The sequence below is a fragment of the Streptomyces sp. NPDC004561 genome, from assembly GCF_053602155.1.
In genome coordinates this window covers 1-15,209 of the sequence record NZ_JBSGDB010000202.1, presented here as the reverse complement: position 1 = coordinate 15,209, position 15,209 = coordinate 1, and the positions used below count along the sequence as shown (strand labels likewise).

At 70.2% G+C, this 15,209-nt stretch carries 12 protein-coding genes and 1 pseudogene; 4 read left to right on the top strand and 9 right to left on the bottom strand.

Annotated elements, in window-relative coordinates; all coding sequences use genetic code 11:
- The coding region (locus tag ACWEN3_RS24770) for an SCO3374 family protein (protein WP_452974922.1) at nucleotides 1-505 on the bottom strand (505 nt) is incomplete at its 3' end.
- 429 nt (nucleotides 506-934) lie between these two features.
- On the opposite strand from ACWEN3_RS24770, the gene ACWEN3_RS24765 reads away from it, so the two are divergent.
- The gene (locus tag ACWEN3_RS24765) at nucleotides 935-3,460 is read left to right on the top strand and encodes an ATP-dependent Clp protease ATP-binding subunit (protein ID WP_452974919.1); all 2,526 of its coding nucleotides are present in this window, start codon (nucleotides 935-937) and stop codon (nucleotides 3,458-3,460) included.
- A gap of 64 nt (nucleotides 3,461-3,524) precedes the next feature.
- On the opposite strand, the gene ACWEN3_RS24760 is transcribed toward ACWEN3_RS24765, so the two are convergent.
- The 3 genes from ACWEN3_RS24760 to ACWEN3_RS24750 form a co-directional block, all read right to left on the bottom strand.
- Complete coding sequence (locus ACWEN3_RS24760) at nucleotides 3,525-6,566, bottom strand: NACHT domain-containing protein (protein ID WP_452974917.1); 3,042 nt, start codon at nucleotides 6,564-6,566, stop codon at nucleotides 3,525-3,527.
- Nucleotides 6,567-6,638: 72 nt separating this feature from the next.
- Complete coding sequence (locus ACWEN3_RS24755) at nucleotides 6,639-7,256, bottom strand: HAD family acid phosphatase (protein WP_452974915.1); 618 nt, start codon at nucleotides 7,254-7,256, stop codon at nucleotides 6,639-6,641.
- A gap of 240 nt (nucleotides 7,257-7,496) precedes the next feature.
- Nucleotides 7,497-8,096, bottom strand: coding sequence for a TetR/AcrR family transcriptional regulator (locus tag ACWEN3_RS24750; RefSeq protein WP_452974913.1), 600 nt, complete (start codon nucleotides 8,094-8,096; stop codon nucleotides 7,497-7,499).
- 157 nt (nucleotides 8,097-8,253) lie between these two features.
- Here ACWEN3_RS24750 and ACWEN3_RS24745 point away from each other — a divergent pair, with 157 nt between their 5' ends.
- The 3 genes from ACWEN3_RS24745 (at nucleotide 8,254) to ACWEN3_RS24735 (ending at nucleotide 10,885) form a co-directional block, all read left to right on the top strand.
- On the top strand, nucleotides 8,254-9,825 hold the full coding sequence (locus ACWEN3_RS24745; RefSeq protein ID WP_452974911.1) for an MDR family MFS transporter: 1,572 nt from the start codon (nucleotides 8,254-8,256) through the stop codon (nucleotides 9,823-9,825).
- Between the two features lie 131 nt (nucleotides 9,826-9,956).
- Nucleotides 9,957-10,445, top strand: a complete 489-nt coding sequence (locus ACWEN3_RS24740) for a helix-turn-helix transcriptional regulator (protein ID WP_452974908.1) — start codon at nucleotides 9,957-9,959, stop codon at nucleotides 10,443-10,445.
- Nucleotides 10,442-10,885 carry a VOC family protein gene (locus ACWEN3_RS24735; RefSeq protein ID WP_452974905.1) on the top strand — a complete coding sequence of 148 codons (444 nt, stop codon included), beginning with the start codon at nucleotides 10,442-10,444 and terminating at the stop codon, nucleotides 10,883-10,885. Before ACWEN3_RS24740 ends, ACWEN3_RS24735 begins: the two co-directional genes overlap by 4 nt.
- Here ACWEN3_RS24735 and cseC read toward each other — a convergent pair.
- The 5 genes and pseudogenes from cseC to ACWEN3_RS24710 form a co-directional block, all read right to left on the bottom strand.
- Entirely contained in the window at nucleotides 10,882-12,222 is a 1,341-nt protein-coding gene (gene cseC, locus ACWEN3_RS24730) for a two-component system sensor histidine kinase CseC (RefSeq protein WP_452974903.1), read from the bottom strand. The two genes, ACWEN3_RS24735 and cseC, sit on opposite strands and share 4 nt — an antisense overlap.
- Nucleotides 12,223-12,232: 10 nt before the next feature.
- Nucleotides 12,233-12,937 carry a two-component system response regulator CseB gene (gene cseB / locus ACWEN3_RS24725; protein WP_452974901.1) on the bottom strand — a complete coding sequence of 235 codons (705 nt, stop codon included), beginning with the start codon at nucleotides 12,935-12,937 and terminating at the stop codon, nucleotides 12,233-12,235.
- Nucleotides 12,938-12,977: 40 nt separating this feature from the next.
- Nucleotides 12,978-13,577, bottom strand: a complete 600-nt coding sequence (locus tag ACWEN3_RS24720; protein WP_452974925.1) for a hypothetical protein — start codon at nucleotides 13,575-13,577, stop codon at nucleotides 12,978-12,980.
- Nucleotides 13,578-13,618: 41 nt separating this feature from the next.
- Nucleotides 13,619-14,158, bottom strand: a complete 540-nt coding sequence (locus ACWEN3_RS24715) for a SigE family RNA polymerase sigma factor (protein ID WP_030177423.1) — start codon at nucleotides 14,156-14,158, stop codon at nucleotides 13,619-13,621.
- A 282-nt stretch (nucleotides 14,159-14,440) separates the two neighbouring features.
- Nucleotides 14,441-15,115: pseudogene (locus tag ACWEN3_RS24710) on the bottom strand (A/G-specific adenine glycosylase); the annotation flags it as partial.
- Nucleotides 15,116-15,209 lie beyond the last annotated feature (94 nt).

Sequence of the window (15,209 nt, the reverse complement as noted above, 5' to 3'; positions counted from 1 at the left end):
GCATCGCCGGCAGCGAGGTCCCGGCCTCGCGCCCCGGCCCGGGGGGCCGCAGCCACACGGCGGCCCCCTGCGAGGACCCGGCCCGTCCGGGCGGCGTACCGGGCCTGAGCGGCGCCTCGAAGGCGTCTCCCGCTCCCAGCGCCCGCAGGTCCAGGGCCACGGCGCCCCACTCCAGCCACTCCAGCAGCCCCGGCAGCTCCTCCGCGCTGCCCGCGGCCACCAGCAGCTCCATCCGGCCGCCCCGCAGGGCCACCGGAGAGCCCGGCGCGAGATGCCGCAGCGCCCCCGCGCCCGCCTCGGCCGGCACGTCCAGGACGTCGAACCGCAGCCCTGTGAGCAGCCGCAGCGGCCGTCCGGGCACGGTCGCCCAGCCAAGATCGTTCTCGTACCAGTGCCGGGCCCGGGACCAGGGTCCGGCCGCAAGTTCACGGGCATCCGGTGCGCCCGGATCGACGGACCGGCGGGGAAGGGGGAACGTGGAGGTGGTGGATACCGAGCCAACCATGCCAAGTGCAACCGGCGGGACTGCCCTCAAGTTACGCTGAGTGCCCCACTGATCGCGCAGAGTCCCGAAAAAGGGCGCGCGTGGGGCACGGGGAGGCGCAAGGTTGTTCGCCCATAGCGGAGGGAACGGGTGCGCGCGGCATGGAGTGTCAGTCCCTGCGGGTAAGACATGCCTAGTGGGAGGGGGCGACGCGCGGGAGAGGCCGTCTCACGTTCGCCATCGGCGTAGTGGCGAGTGGGGTAACTGCCTGGCCTGCGGGAACATCGTCTCGCACCATCGGGTTGGAGCAGATGTCGGCGTTCGGGGTCAGGAGGCCAAGGACGGTGTCGGCAGTTGGAATGAGCGGTCCCCGCTTGCGGGACTAAGCTGCGGAAGGACAGGGAGGGGAAGTTCCCCCCACTGCCTGACCGCTCTGAGGAGCGATTAACGATGTTCGAGAGGTTCACCGACCGCGCGCGGCGGGTTGTCGTCCTGGCTCAGGAAGAAGCCCGGATGCTCAACCACAACTACATCGGCACCGAGCACATCCTCCTGGGTCTCATCCACGAGGGTGAAGGTGTCGCCGCTAAGGCCCTGGAGAGCCTCGGCATTTCGCTTGAGGCGGTCCGCCAGCAGGTGGAGGAGATCATCGGCCAGGGCCAGCAGGCCCCGTCCGGCCACATCCCCTTCACTCCCCGTGCCAAGAAGGTCCTGGAGCTGTCGCTCCGCGAGGCACTTCAGCTGGGCCACAACTACATCGGCACGGAGCACATCCTGCTCGGCCTGATCCGCGAGGGCGAGGGCGTCGCCGCCCAGGTCCTGGTCAAGCTGGGCGCAGACCTCAACCGGGTGCGGCAGCAGGTCATCCAGCTGCTCTCCGGTTACCAGGGCAAGGAGACCGCCACCGCCGGCGGCCCGGCCGAGGGCACCCCCTCGACCTCTCTCGTCCTGGATCAGTTCGGCCGGAACCTCACCCAGGCCGCTCGCGAGTCCAAGCTCGACCCGGTCATCGGGCGCGAGAAGGAGATCGAGCGGGTCATGCAGGTGCTGTCCCGCCGCACCAAGAACAACCCGGTGCTGATCGGTGAGCCCGGCGTCGGCAAGACCGCCGTCGTCGAGGGCCTCGCCCAGGCCATCGTCAAGGGCGAGGTGCCCGAGACCCTCAAGGACAAGCACCTCTACACCCTCGACCTCGGTGCCCTGGTCGCCGGCTCCCGCTACCGCGGTGACTTCGAGGAGCGCCTGAAGAAGGTGCTCAAGGAGATCCGCACCCGCGGCGACATCATCCTGTTCATCGACGAGCTGCACACGCTGGTCGGTGCGGGTGCCGCCGAGGGCGCCATCGACGCCGCCTCCATCCTGAAGCCGATGCTGGCCCGCGGTGAGCTGCAGACCATCGGTGCGACCACCCTGGACGAGTACCGCAAGCACCTGGAGAAGGACGCGGCCCTGGAGCGCCGCTTCCAGCCCATCCAGGTCGCCGAGCCGTCCCTGCCGCACACGATCGAGATCCTCAAGGGCCTGCGCGACCGGTACGAGGCGCACCACCGCGTCTCGATCACCGACGAGGCGCTGGTCCAGGCCGCCACCCTGGCCGACCGCTACATCTCGGACCGCTTCCTGCCGGACAAGGCGATCGACCTGATCGACGAGGCCGGCTCCCGGATGCGCATCCGCCGGATGACCGCTCCGCCGGACCTGCGCGAGTTCGACGAGAAGATCGCCGCCGTCCGCCGGGACAAGGAGTCCGCGATCGACTCGCAGGACTTCGAGAAGGCCGCCTCCCTGCGCGACAAGGAGAAGCAGCTCCTGGCCGCCAAGGCCAAGCGGGAGAAGGAGTGGAAGGCCGGCGACATGGACGTCGTCGCCGAGGTCGACGGCGAGCTGATCGCCGAGGTCCTCGCCACGGCCACCGGCATCCCGGTCTTCAAGCTGACCGAGGAGGAGTCCAGCCGCCTGCTGCGCATGGAGGACGAGCTCCACAAGCGGGTCATCGGCCAGGTCGACGCCGTCAAGGCGCTGTCGAAGGCGATCCGCCGTACGCGTGCCGGTCTGAAGGACCCGAAGCGCCCCGGTGGCTCGTTCATCTTCGCCGGCCCGTCCGGTGTCGGTAAGACCGAGCTGTCCAAGGCCCTCGCGGAGTTCCTCTTCGGCGACGAGGACGCGCTGATCTCCCTCGACATGTCGGAGTTCAGCGAGAAGCACACGGTGTCGCGTCTCTTCGGTTCGCCCCCCGGCTACGTGGGCTACGAGGAGGGCGGCCAGCTGACCGAGAAGGTCCGCCGCAAGCCGTTCTCCGTCGTCCTCTTCGACGAGGTCGAGAAGGCCCACCCGGACATCTTCAACTCGCTGCTGCAGATCCTGGAGGACGGTCGGCTGACCGACTCCCAGGGCCGGGTCGTGGACTTCAAGAACACGGTCATCATCATGACGACCAACCTCGGCACCCGGGACATCTCCAAGGGCTTCAACCTGGGCTTCGCGGCCTCGGGTGACACGAAGACGAACTACGAGCGCATGAAGAACAAGGTCCAGGACGAGCTGAAGCAGCACTTCCGGCCCGAGTTCCTCAACCGCACCGACGACGTGGTCGTCTTCCCGCAGCTGACCCAGAAGGACATCCTGCGGATCGTCGACCTGATGATCAGCAAGGTGGACGAGCGCCTGAAGGACCGGGACATGGGCATCGAGCTCTCCCAGTCCGCCAAGGAGCTGCTGGCGAAGAAGGGTTACGACCCGGTCCTGGGCGCCCGGCCGCTGCGCCGGACGATCCAGCGCGAGGTCGAGGACACACTCTCGGAGAAGATCCTCTTCGGCGAGCTGCGCCCCGGTCACATCGTGGTCGTGGACACCGAGGGCGAGGGCGAGACCCAGACCTTCACCTTCCGCGGTGAGGAGAAGTCCGCGCTGCCGGACGTCCCGCCGATCGAGCAGGCGGCCGGCGGAGCCGGACCGAACCTGAGCAAGGAGGCGTAAGCCTCCGGCGGTTCAGCCGACGACAAGGGGCCGGTGCCTTCGGGCACCGGCCCCTTGCGCGGTTTCAGCGTAGGTCCAGGCTGACTTCGGCCTCCGGGAAGAGACCGGCATAGCGGGAGGCCGGGAAGGAGTGGCCGGGCTTGCCCTGCAGGACCACCGAGCGCACTCCTGGCAGCCGGGGCACCAGAGGGGAGAGGTCCTCGTCACCGTGCATCGCCGGGATCCGCAGCACCTCGATACCGGGCAGCTCGGGCATCAGCTCGAGGGAGTGCGGGAACTCCCGGACGATCAGCGCGTTCACGTACAGATCGGTCAGCTCGGGAAGCCCGGCGATCGCCTGCCAGTCGGCGACCGTGAGTTCCTTGGCCAGCGGCCCGAGGCTCAGCGTCCGAAGACTGGGCCAGTGCTGCAGTCCCCGTAGTCCGGTGCCGTCGGTGCTGTGCCTGCCGAGGAAGAGGAAGCTCAGCCGCGCGTCGACCGGCAGGGCGTCGGCCAGGTCGTTGCCCGGCACTTCCTGGGCGATCGAGAGGCGGGTCAGAGACTTCAGGGACCGCAGTCCCGTCAGGTCGGCCACGTCGGTGAGGGCGAGACTGGTGAGCGGCAGCGGGGACAGGCGGTCCAGGCCCGACGCTCCCGGACATTCCCCCAGCAGCAGTTGGCGCAGTGAGCTGAACGGCAGCAGGCTGCCGAGATCCGTGAGGTGGGGATTGTTCTGCACGTCGAGCGACACCAGTGTCTCCGGTGACGGTACGGAGGCGAGGATGTCCTCGACCCGGTGCGGGCCCCGGAAGGCGAGGCCCTGCCAGGGCCGCATCCCGGCCAGGGCCGTCCGCTGGTCAGGGGCGTAGCAGGACAGGAAGAGGCCACTCCGGTCCACGTGCTCCAGCACCTCGGACGCATACACCCCCGCGTCGAACCGGCCCCATGTCCCCACCAGTTGCCGGCGTACATCCAGGTCCGGGTGGTCACGGAACCGCCGCAGCACCGCCAGCGCCCCGTCCGGTTCGTCCGAGCCGAGGAGCGAGGCGGCGACCGTCACACCGTGGGCCTCCGCCGCGGTCAGTCCCTCCGGGCCCGGCAGCAGTTCGAGGACCAGAGGGCCCGCCTCGGCCAGTACGCGTGCGTCGTCCGTCGTACGCGGCGGGATCAACGCGGCCGCGCGGGCCTCCACCTCCGCCCGGACCGCCGGGTCCAGAGCTGTCGCGTGCTCCAGGCACGCCAGTGCCAGCAAGGTCAGCCGCGGGGTGTCACCCGAGAGCAACTGCCGTAGCACGGAGACACGTTCGCGTGGCCGGGCGTGGGCCACCGCCATGCGTATGACGTCCTCCCACTGGGCGTCGTCCGCGTGGCTGAGCAGCACGTCGAGGTGGCCCTCCTCCACCGCGTACCGTGCGCCCAGGTAGTCCTGGAAGGTGCGGTGGACGAAGTCGACGACACCGTCGGCCGGTTGACGGAGCAGGCCGCTGCGGAGCAGAAGTGTTCGCAGCACCGCCCCCGCGTCCCCCTGCGCCGACGCGACCGTCGGCAGGCACCGCTCCACGATGCCCTCGGCCGTGTCGGCGTCCATCTCCGTGCGGCCGCTCAGGACCAGCGCGTACGCCAGCCGCTGCAGCAGTTCCAGATGCGCCTCCTCACTCAGCTCGATGTCCATGCCGCGCTCCCGGTCCCGGCGCGCGAGCAGCATCGTGAGGGCCGCGTCGTACAGCTCCTTGCGGCCGGTCGGGAGGTAGCCGCGGCGCTCGCGGTGCAGGGCGCAGATCAGCCCGCACATCAGGGGGTTGGTGGCGAGCCGGGCCAGGTCGCGTTTGGTGCGCAGGGAGTCCAGCAGCGGGCCCTCGTACTCCGGGGCCCGTGCGGCCGAGTGCCAGCGCCCCACGAACGTCGTGACCTCCGAGCGGTGCATCGGCGCCAGGGTCAGTTCGCGGAAGCCCTCCAGGGCCAGCCAGTCGGGGCGTACGGCGGTCGGGCGGGAGGTCAGCAGCCAGTGGTTGCCGGGATAGGCCTGGAGCAGGGAGCGCAGCCAGTCGCGGGTGCGGTGACGGTCGGCGGCCGGGATCTCGTCCAGGCCATCCACCAGGACCAGGCCCCGGCCGGCCGTCAGCACGCGGTCGGTCCAGCCGTCCGGCGGGGTCAGCGGGCAGCTCACCGCCTTGAGGAAGTCGGCCGGACCCGGGAGCGGGCCCGAGCGGATCAGGGTGCGCAGCGGGAGCACGTAGGGGATGCGGTGGCCGTCATGGGCCGCCGTCACCGCCAGCCACTGCACCAGCGTCGTCTTGCCGGAGCCGGCGTCACCGCGCAGCAGCACGCGGGAGTCGGTGAGCAGCGCCTCCTCGGCCCGCCGCCGGCCGGTCCCGCCCATCGGGCGCTCGCCCGGCGCAGGGTCCGGCCGGGGGTCCTCGACCGCGGTCGCCTCCAGGCTCAGATAGGCCACTTCGAGGGGCCAGCGGTCGGGGGAGTCGCGCAGGTCGACGCCGTAGATGGTGATGTGGTTGTGCCGGTCGGCGGCGTACGGCAGGTAGCGGCGCTCGAAAGCCGTGTCGGCTGCGCCGGGGCGCGGGGTGCGGGCGATCAGCTCGTCGACCCTTGCGACGAGCTCCGCCTGCGCGCGGCTGTGTTCGACCAGGGTGCGGGCGACAAAGGTGGAGCGCCGGGTGAAGAACTCCAGGATCTGCAGACAGGCCCACTCCGTCGCCGAGTCGAGGAAGAAGGAGGCGTCCGCGGAGAGGCCGTCGGAGGCGGCCGAGCCGTAGTGCAGCTTCTTGGCCAGCTCGCGGTGGCCGAGCCGCACGGCCTGTACGTCGTCCATCTCCAGGTCGCCGAGGGCCAGCAGCCTGCGGGCGAGGGCGCCGGCGACGGCGGCCTGCTCGTCGGCGGGGAACGGGGCCTCCCCCGGGGACTCCACCGACTGCGCCACGATCCGCTCGGCCAGCCGGTGGACGTCCTTCTCGCCCAGCGCCCGTTTCTCGCCCCGGAAGGACACGAGCGCGGACAGCCGGACCGGCTTGTCGACCAGCCCCGCCCCTGGGCCGTCCTGGACGAACAGCTTCTTCACCAGTGGCCCGATCACACTGGAGGCCAGCTTGCTGCCCAGTACCGTCGGCTCCATCCGCCACCCCCGTGGTCGTAAGACCGCAGAACACCCTGCGGATGGAGCCTAACCGGACGGATCAGGCCGGGGTTACGACAACTGGCCGTTGTAGTCCGGCAGTTTGAAGGTCTTCTCGGCGTGGCCGCCCGAGAGGTCGGTGGCGCTGTTGCCGATGTTCGCGATGATCGTGTAGCCCTTGTTCTCGATGTCGACGCGCTGGGCGGTCTTGTAGGCGGCGACGTCCTTGAAGAGGTCGAAGAAGCCGCGGACGTAGAGGCCGGAGACGTCGTAGCCGTCGTGGTCGAGGTTCCACTCGGTGGGCTCCTCGATGATGCCCGGGCGGGCGGTGACGAAGAAGAGCGAGACGCCGTGCTCCTGGGCGTACTTGGCGACGTTCAGCACCGGCTTGTTGGCCGGCTGGGGGTAGTGGAAGCCGAAGTCGGTCTCCAGCGTGGTGTTGTCGATGTCGAAGACGACGGCCTGCTTCTCGCCCGGCCTGGCGGCGGCGATGCGGTCCTTCAGGTACGGCAGGGCCTGGTCCATGACCGTCTGGCAGTCCTTCTGCCAGGTCGCGTAGTCGACCTTGGCGGCGGAACTGCTCGTGGTGGCCGTGGCGTCCGCGGCATGGGCCGGGGCGGCCAGCGCGGCCAGGGCGGCCACGGAGACGGTGGTCACGGAAATACGGCGCGCCCAGGGGCGACTGGTCATCGGTGGGGGTCCTCTCACGTCCGTACGCGTGCCGGAAATGGCAGGTGCATGATCTGTGGTGAGGATGGCGCGAGGGGAACCGTAAGGTTACTGAACGGTAGGCGTACAGAGGTGTGCGTCACATTCGTGACGCTCACGGGCCGAACAACCGGCGATAAGCCGCAAAGGCGATGTGCGCCCATCGCGGCTCCGCCGTCGACCCGGTCGCGTTCCTGCGCGGCAGGGGCGTGAGGGAGTGACCTAGTCCGTCCTGCGGGCGTGCTCGTGCGCCTGTGTGATCAGGTCCAGGGCGACCTCGAGAACGGCCTCGCGCTTCTTCTGCGCGTCGCCCTCCAGGTCCTGCAGCACGAACATCCCGGCGTGCAGCGTGAACATCGCGCTGACCGAGCGCACCTGGTCGACGAGTTCCGACTCCGGGTCGATCAGGATGTCCCGCAGGCCGCGCATCCGGTCCTTGAAGGTGTCGCCGATGCGCAGCTCCCGTACCGTCGCCTGGTTCTCCTGCATGAAGCGGAAGAGGGGCTCGGCGCCGGCGAGGGCCTCGCTGTAGCGCCGTACGATCTCCTGCTTGGTCTCCAGGGAGTGCGGCTGGCTGCGGCCCCACTCGATCAGGTCCTCGATCGGTTTCGTCAGGTCCTCGAAGAGGCTGACGATGATCTCTTCCTTCGTCTTGAAGTGGTAGTACAGGGCCGCCTTCGTGACGTCGAGACGCTCGGCGATCTCGCGCAGGGAGGTCTTCTCGTAGCCCTGCTCCGCGAAGAGTTCGAGCGCGACGTCCTGGATGCGCTGGCGGGTGTTGCCGCGGCGCTGCTGCTTGGTGCCGTCCATGGTGACGCCCATCCTCGTACTCCTTGCGCTCCCGCGGAAACTTGCTTGCCGACCGGCTAGGGCCTCGACCAAACTTACTTGACGCCCGGCTAGTAGCGGGGCTACCTTACCCAGTGTAGTAACTAGCCGGGCGGCAAGTAAGTAGCTGCCGCAGGGGGAGTGGGAAGAGATGGCGGACACAGTGGAAAGCGCCCAGGAGGGCAAACAACCGAAGAGCGTGCGGGTGGTCCTGCTCGCGCTCATGATCGCGATGATGCTCGCCATGCTCGACAACATGATCGTGGGCACCGCGATGCCGACGATCGTGGGCGAGCTGGGCGGCCTGGAGCACCTGTCCTGGGTGGTCACCGGCTACACCCTGGCCACCGCGGCCTCGACCCCGATCTGGGGCAAGGTCGGTGACATGTACGGGCGCAAGGGTGCCTTCCTCAGCTCGATCGTGATCTTCCTGATCGGCTCCGCGCTCAGCGGCATGGCCCAGAACATGGGCGAGCTGATCGGCTTCCGCGCCGTGCAGGGTCTCGGCGCCGGCGGTCTGATGGTCGGCGTCATGGCGATCATCGGCGACCTCGTGCCGCCGCGGGAGCGGGGCAAGTACCAGGGCATGATGGCCGGCGTGATGGCGCTGGCGATGATCGGCGGTCCGCTGGTCGGCGGCACCATCACCGACAACTGGGGCTGGCGCTGGTCCTTCTACATCAACCTGCCGCTCGGCGCGGTCGCGCTCGTGCTGGTCTCCGCCGTGCTGCACCTGCCGAGGAAGCGGGCCAAGGCGGGCATCGACTACCTGGGCGTGACGCTGCTGACCGTGGGCATCACCTCGATCGTGCTGGTCACCACCTGGGGCGGCACCGAGTACGCCTGGACCTCCGCGCGGATCATGGAGCTGATCGGCATCGGCGTGGCCGCGCTGGTCGGGTTCGTGTTCTGGCAGACCCGGGCCGCCGAGCCGGTGCTGCCGCTGCACATCTTCCGCAGCCGCAACTTCACCCTGATGTCGGTCATCGGCTTCATCACCGGCTTCGTGATGTTCGGCGCGACGCTGTTCCTGCCGCTGTACCAGCAGTCGGTGCAGGGCGCGTCCGCGACCAACTCCGGTCTGCTGCTGCTGCCGATGCTGGGCGCGATGCTCGTGACCTCGATGGTCGCCGGGCGGGTCACCACCAACACCGGCCGCTACAAGGTCTTCCCGATCGTCGGCGGCGCGCTCATGATCGTCGGCCTGTATCTGCTGTCGCTGATGGACACGTCCACGACCCGCTTCACCTCCGGCGTCTACATGGCCGTCCTGGGCCTCGGCATGGGCTGCCTGATGCAGATCACCATGCTGGTGGCGCAGAACAGCGTGGAGATGAAGGACATGGGCGTCGCCTCCTCGTCCACCACCCTGTTCCGTACGCTCGGCTCCTCCTTCGGTGTGGCCATCATGGGCGCGCTGTTCAACAACCGGGTCAAGGACGTCATGGCCGAGCGGGCCGGCGCGCTGGGCAAGGGCATCACCGAGAAGTCCGCGCAGCTGGACGCGAAGAGCCTGGAGAAGCTGCCCGCGGTGGCGCGGGAGGCGTACCAGCACGCGGTGTCCGCCGGTACGCACTCGGCGTTCGTGCTGGGCTCCGCGATCGCGGTGCTGGTGCTGATCGCGTCGCTGTTCGTCAAGGAGGTGCCGCTGAAGGGCGGTCCGCAGAAGCCCGAGGCCGGCGACGCGGACGCGGCTCCGGCGGCGATGGCCGAGGCGGTCTGAGCACTCCCTGATCCGCGTACTCCCTGAGTACTCACGGTCCGAAGGTCCCCGGTGGGTGTCCGCCCCGGGGGCCTTCGCCCTTTCCGCCGCGCGGGAAACCACTGTCAGTGCCCCGTGCCACCATCGGACCCATGGACAAGATCCGCCGTCTGCGGCTGGCCAAGGACGCCATGGACCGCGACTGGGCCGACCCCGGGCTGGACCTGGACGCGGTGGCCGCGTGCGCGGGGTATTCGCGATACCACTTCCTGCGCGCCTTCAAGGACGTCTACGGCGAGACGCCCGGCCAGTACCTGACCCACCGGCGGATCGAGCGGGCCGAGGAGATGCTGCGGAGCGCCGATCTCACGGTGACCGAGATCTGCACCCTCGTCGGCTTCAGCAGCCTCGGCACCTTCTCCGCCCGCTTCAAGGCCCGCACCGGACTCACCCCGAGCGAGTACCGCGCGAAGCACGTGGGCCGCGGCGCCTCCCTCATACCCGGCTGCTACGCCATGCTCTGGGCCGGCGGCTTCAGGACCGCAACATTCGAGAAGCGCGCCGGGCCCGGCCCTGCCTACGGTGGCGAACAGGAATCCCTCCCACCGCACCGCGCCGCCGACAGGAGAGCAGAACCATGATCAAGGGACTCGCCATCACCACCGTCTGGGTCCTCGACCAGGACCGGGCCAAGGAGTTCTACACCGAGAAGCTGGGCCTGGAGGTCCGTACGGACATGACCATGGGCGAGGGCGGGATGCGCTGGCTCACCGTCGGCGCGCCCGACCAGCCCGGCGTCGAGCTGACGCTCATGGTGCCGGGGCCGCCCGCGATGGACGCCGAGTCCGCGGAGATGATGAAGAAGCTCGTCGCCAAGGGGGCCCTCGGCGCCGGCGTGCTGGCCACCGACGACATCCACGGCGACTACAAGAAGCTCAAGGAGCGCGGGGTGGAGTTCCTCCAGGAGCCGCAGGAGCGCCCCTACGGCACGGAGGCGCTGTTCCGCGACGACTCCGGCAACTGGTTCTCCTTCACGCAGCGGCGTGCGGGCGACCTGGACATGGACAAGGACTGGGCCTAGGGCAGCATCGGGTAGCTGCCGGTGGCGGTCGGGGCGTGCTCCGGGAGCCACAGCACGGCCACCGCGCCCTCGGCCGGGATGTGCTCGGGGGCGCCGACGGGGCGGATGTTGCGGAAGGTCAGGCGGGCGCCCAGGACGCGGGCCTGGCCGGCCGCGATGGTCAGGCCCAGTCCGTGGCCCTGGCCCGCACGGTCCTTGCTGCCGGTGCGGAAGCGGCTCGGTCCCTCGGCGAGGAGTTCCTCGGGGAAGCCGCGGCCGTGGTCACGGACCCGGATGACCCGGCCCTCCACGGTCACCTCGATCGGCGGCCGGCCGTGCCGGGCGGCGTTGGCGAGCAGGTTCAGCAGCACCCGCTCCAGCCGCCGCGGGTCGGTGGTGACCTCCGACTCGTGCACCACCCGTACGACCACGTCCGGGTCCTTGACGGCCACGCGCCGGGCGACGAACTCGCCCAGCATGATGTCCTGCAGCTCGGCCCGTTCCGAGGCGCCGTCCAGGCGGGCCACCTCCAGCACGTCCTCGACGAGCGTGCGCATCGCCTTGGCCCGGTCCAGGACCAGTTCGGTGGGACGGCCCGGCGGCAGGAGCTCGGCGGCCGTCAGAAGGCCGGTCACCGGGGTGCGCAGCTCGTGCGCGATGTCCGCGGTGACCCGCCGTTCGGCCTCCAGCCGCTGCTGGAGCGCGTCCGCCATGGCGTCCACCGCGCGCGCGAGATCGTCGGTCTCGTCCCGTACGACACCGCCGATGGCGTCCCGCACCCGGACCTCGGTCTCGCCCCTGGCGACCTGGTTCGCGGCGGCCGCGGCCTTGCGCAGCCGCCCGGACAGCTGCCCGCCGATCAGCACGCCGAGCGCGCTGCCGACGAAGACGACCGCGATGGAGCCGATGACCAGGGCCTGGTCGAGGTCCTTCATCACGGACATGGAGCGGTCGGGCAGATGGCTGTGCAGGGACAGCACATGCCCGTCCTTGGCCGGTACGGCCGCCCAGATGTCCGGCGGCCCGCCGCCGCGGTCCGAGACGTCGCTGGCCCGGCGGCCGTCCTCGACCTTCTCCCGGATCGCGCGCGGCAGCCCGGGGTCGTCGATCTTGATGTCGGGAAAGTTCGACCGCCGGTACCGCTCGTAGTAGCCCTGGGCGAGCTGCACCCGCTCGTTGGCCAGGTCGCGCGCGTTGTCCAGCATCGAGACCCGGGCCGCGTTGTGCACGACCAGGCTCAGCGCGATCGCCACGAGTCCGGCCACCAGCGCGATCGCCGCGCTGAGCTTCCATCTGAGCCCGGTGTGCAGGCCCGCGCGTTCCATCCGCCGGGCCGGGTACCGCAGTATCCCCCGCATGCCGCCCCGCTCAGGCCTTCAGCTTGTAGCCGAAGCCGCGGACCGTCTCGATCCGGTCCTGGCCGATCTTCTGCCGCAGTCGCTGCACATGCACGTCGACGACCCGGGTGTCCCCGCCCCAGCCGTAGTCCCACACGCGCTCCAGCAGCTTGTCGCGGGAGAGCACGGTGCCCGGCGCGGAGGAGAACTCCAGCAGCAGCCGCATCTCGGTCGGGGTGAGCGCCACCGGCTGCCCGGCCCGGCGCACCTCCATGCCCTCGGTGTCGATGTCCAGGTCGCCGAAGGTCAGGGTGCCGCCGTTCACCTCGGACGGTCCCTCCTCCGGGTGCGCGGACCCGCCGGCGTGCCCGAAGCGGCGCAGCACCGCCCGGATCCGGGCGACCAGCACGGCGCCGTCGAACGGCTTGGTCACATAGTCGTCGGCGCCCGCCTCCAGGCCGAGGACGACGTCGATGGAGTCGGCGCGTGCCGACAGCATGATCACCGGCACGGTCGACTCGTCCCGGATCCGGCGGCACAGGCTGACCCCGTCCAGGCCCGGGACCATGACGTCCAGCAGCGCGATGTCCGGCCGGTTCGCCCGGAACGCCTCCAGGCCCGAGAGGCCGTCGGGCATGGCGGTGACCGCGAAGCCGTCCCGCTCCAGCGCGAGCTGGGTGGCCTCGCGGATGACGTCGTCGTCCTCGACGAACAGGACGTGGGTCTGGTCTGCCATCCCGGGTGCTCTCAGTCCTTGTGGTGTGCTCGTGGGGGGTTCAGTTGTCCGGCGCGGGTGTCGCGCCCTCTCCGGCCGACTTGCTGTACTCGTTGCGGACGCTCCGCCCGGGGGCGAACCGTCCCGCCTTCCACGTGTAGGGCGTCACGACCTCCCCGGACGGGCTGGAGATGGGGTCGCCCTTCTCGTAGAACTGCTTCGTCACCGACAGCTGGCCCTGGTCGATCTCCGCGTAGACCGGGGACTCCTCGGTCTTGAACACGTTCTTGAACGTGCCGGACTCGTCCCGGTACACGTACGAGCCGATACCGACGGCGTCGGCGCAGGTCAGGACGTTGATGACGACGTCGTCCACCGCGGCGCCGGTCAGGTCGCCGTACGAGACGTCGAGCGGGTACTCGTTCCCGCTGCACGGCTTCAGCTCGCGCTTGACCGTGCCGGAGACGGCGGGGTCCTGCCGGAGGAGTGCCACGGCGTCCACCCGCCGGTACCGGCCGGTCGCGCTCGGCGCCGGCGAGGCGACGGCGCCCGCCACGGCCGAGGCGTGGGCCGGACCCTCGTCACGGGCGCCCATGCCGCCCGTGCCGCAGGCGGCGACGAAAAGGCCGAGGGCGGCGATCGCGGCCACCGCCGCGATCACCGCCAAAGAACTCCCGCGAGTCGCTTCGGACCCGGGCCCGGTCAGGCCGCGCAACGCTCCCGCTCCTCACGCTCCAGCGCGCGTGCGTCCAGATCGCGGGCCTCCAGCTCCTCGCGGAGCCGGGCGAGCGCCCGGTGCAGCGTGCTCTTGACCGTACCGGCCGACATGCCGAGGGCCGCGGCCGTCTCTTCCGTGGACATCTGCTCCCAGTGTCGCAGCACCACGACACTGCGCTGCTTCGGTGCGAGCACTTTCATGATGTCCATCAGCAGGGCCCGGTCGGCGTGCTGCTCGGTGGAGTCCTCCACGGACGCGTCCGGCAGCTGCTCGGTCGGGACCTCCTCCAGCTTGCGGGCCCGCCACCACTCGGTCCGGGTGTTGATCATCACCCGGCGCAGATAGGCGTCGGCGAGCCGCTTGTCGGCGATGCCCTCCCAGCGGCCGTACGTCCGCACGAGCGCGGTCTGCAGCAGGTCCTGGGCGTCGACGGGGTCCGGGACCAGCCGACGCGCACTGCGCAGCAGTGCGTCCTGTCGGGTGCGGACGTACTCCTCGAATTCGAGCACCTCGCCCTGCGCCATGATCAACCGCCTCCGTTCCCCGTTGCTTCGGCTTATGCCTGAAGTCCCGCTGTCCCGCCGTCCCCGTGGTCTGCCGGGCACGCAAGAGAAGCTACGGAGTGGTTGTCACGGCGTTGTGCGCACCAGCCTGCGGCTAGCAATCGGCTATCCGTCGGTTGTGTAACGGACAAAGGAACGGGGTAAAGAGACGGGTTGTTATGTCCGTATATCGGGGCTTTGTTGATGATTTCGCGGGGCGGCGCTTCTGCAACAGAGGTGCGGTGACTGTGACTTGGCTGTGCGTCAGCTCAGCGGCAGCCGGTACATACCGCCCGGCAGCGGCTCCACCAGACCGTCCGTGACGAGCCCGTCGAGCGCCCGGGCGCGCTGCACCGGTTCGTGCCACACCCGGTCCAGCAACGCCTGCGGCACCGGCGTGTGCGCGTCCCGCAGCACGGCGAGCAGCTTGCCGCGCACCTGCCGGTCCGTCCCGGCGTACGTCTGCCCGCGCCGCGGCGGTCCCTGGTGCTCCGGCTTGCCGGCCAGCCGCCAGGCGCACTGCGCGGAGATCGGGCACCGCCCGCAACCCTCGTTCTTCGCCGTGCACACCAGTGCGCCCAGCTCCATGGAGGCGGCGGCCCACCGGGCGGCCGTCCGCTCGTCCTGCGGCAGCAGCTCACGGGCCAGGCGCCGCTCGGCCGCCGTGGTCGCGTTCGGCGGGTACTGCACGCCCGACACCGCGCGCGCCAGGACCCGGCGCACATTCGTGTCCAGTACCGGATGCCGCTGCCCGTACGCGAAGGTGGCCACCGCGGCGGCCGTGTACTCGCCGATGCCGGGCAGCGCCAGCAGTTGCGCGTGGTCCGTCGGCACGTCCCCGCCGTGCCGTTCCGTTATGGCGACCGCGGCGCCGTGCAGACGCAGGGCGCGGCGCGGGTAGCCGAGCCGGCCCCAGGCGCGCACCGCCTCGCCGGGAGCCACTCCTAGCTGGCGAAGGCCCGCACGGTGTCAGATCAGTCCGCGGCAACCGCGTAGACAGCCGTGGCAGTCATCTCGGCGATCCTCATCCAGG

Coding starts and splice junctions, on each gene's coding strand:
- ACWEN3_RS24750 (WP_452974913.1), bottom strand. CDS start 8,096: ATGGGCGTCACCATGGACGGCACCAAGCAGCAGCGCCGCGGCAACACC.
- ACWEN3_RS24755 (WP_452974915.1), bottom strand. CDS start 7,256: ATGACCAGTCGCCCCTGGGCGCGCCGTATTTCCGTGACCACCGTCTCC.
- ACWEN3_RS24745 (WP_452974911.1), top strand. CDS start 8,254: ATGGCGGACACAGTGGAAAGCGCCCAGGAGGGCAAACAACCGAAGAGC.
- cseB (WP_452974901.1), bottom strand. CDS start 12,937: ATGGCAGACCAGACCCACGTCCTGTTCGTCGAGGACGACGACGTCATC.
- ACWEN3_RS24740 (WP_452974908.1), top strand. CDS start 9,957: ATGGACAAGATCCGCCGTCTGCGGCTGGCCAAGGACGCCATGGACCGC.
- cseC (WP_452974903.1), bottom strand. CDS start 12,222: ATGCGGGGGATACTGCGGTACCCGGCCCGGCGGATGGAACGCGCGGGC.
- ACWEN3_RS24765 (WP_452974919.1), top strand. CDS start 935: ATGTTCGAGAGGTTCACCGACCGCGCGCGGCGGGTTGTCGTCCTGGCT.
- ACWEN3_RS24735 (WP_452974905.1), top strand. CDS start 10,442: ATGATCAAGGGACTCGCCATCACCACCGTCTGGGTCCTCGACCAGGAC.
- ACWEN3_RS24715 (WP_030177423.1), bottom strand. CDS start 14,158: ATGGCGCAGGGCGAGGTGCTCGAATTCGAGGAGTACGTCCGCACCCGA.
- ACWEN3_RS24760 (WP_452974917.1), bottom strand. CDS start 6,566: ATGGAGCCGACGGTACTGGGCAGCAAGCTGGCCTCCAGTGTGATCGGG.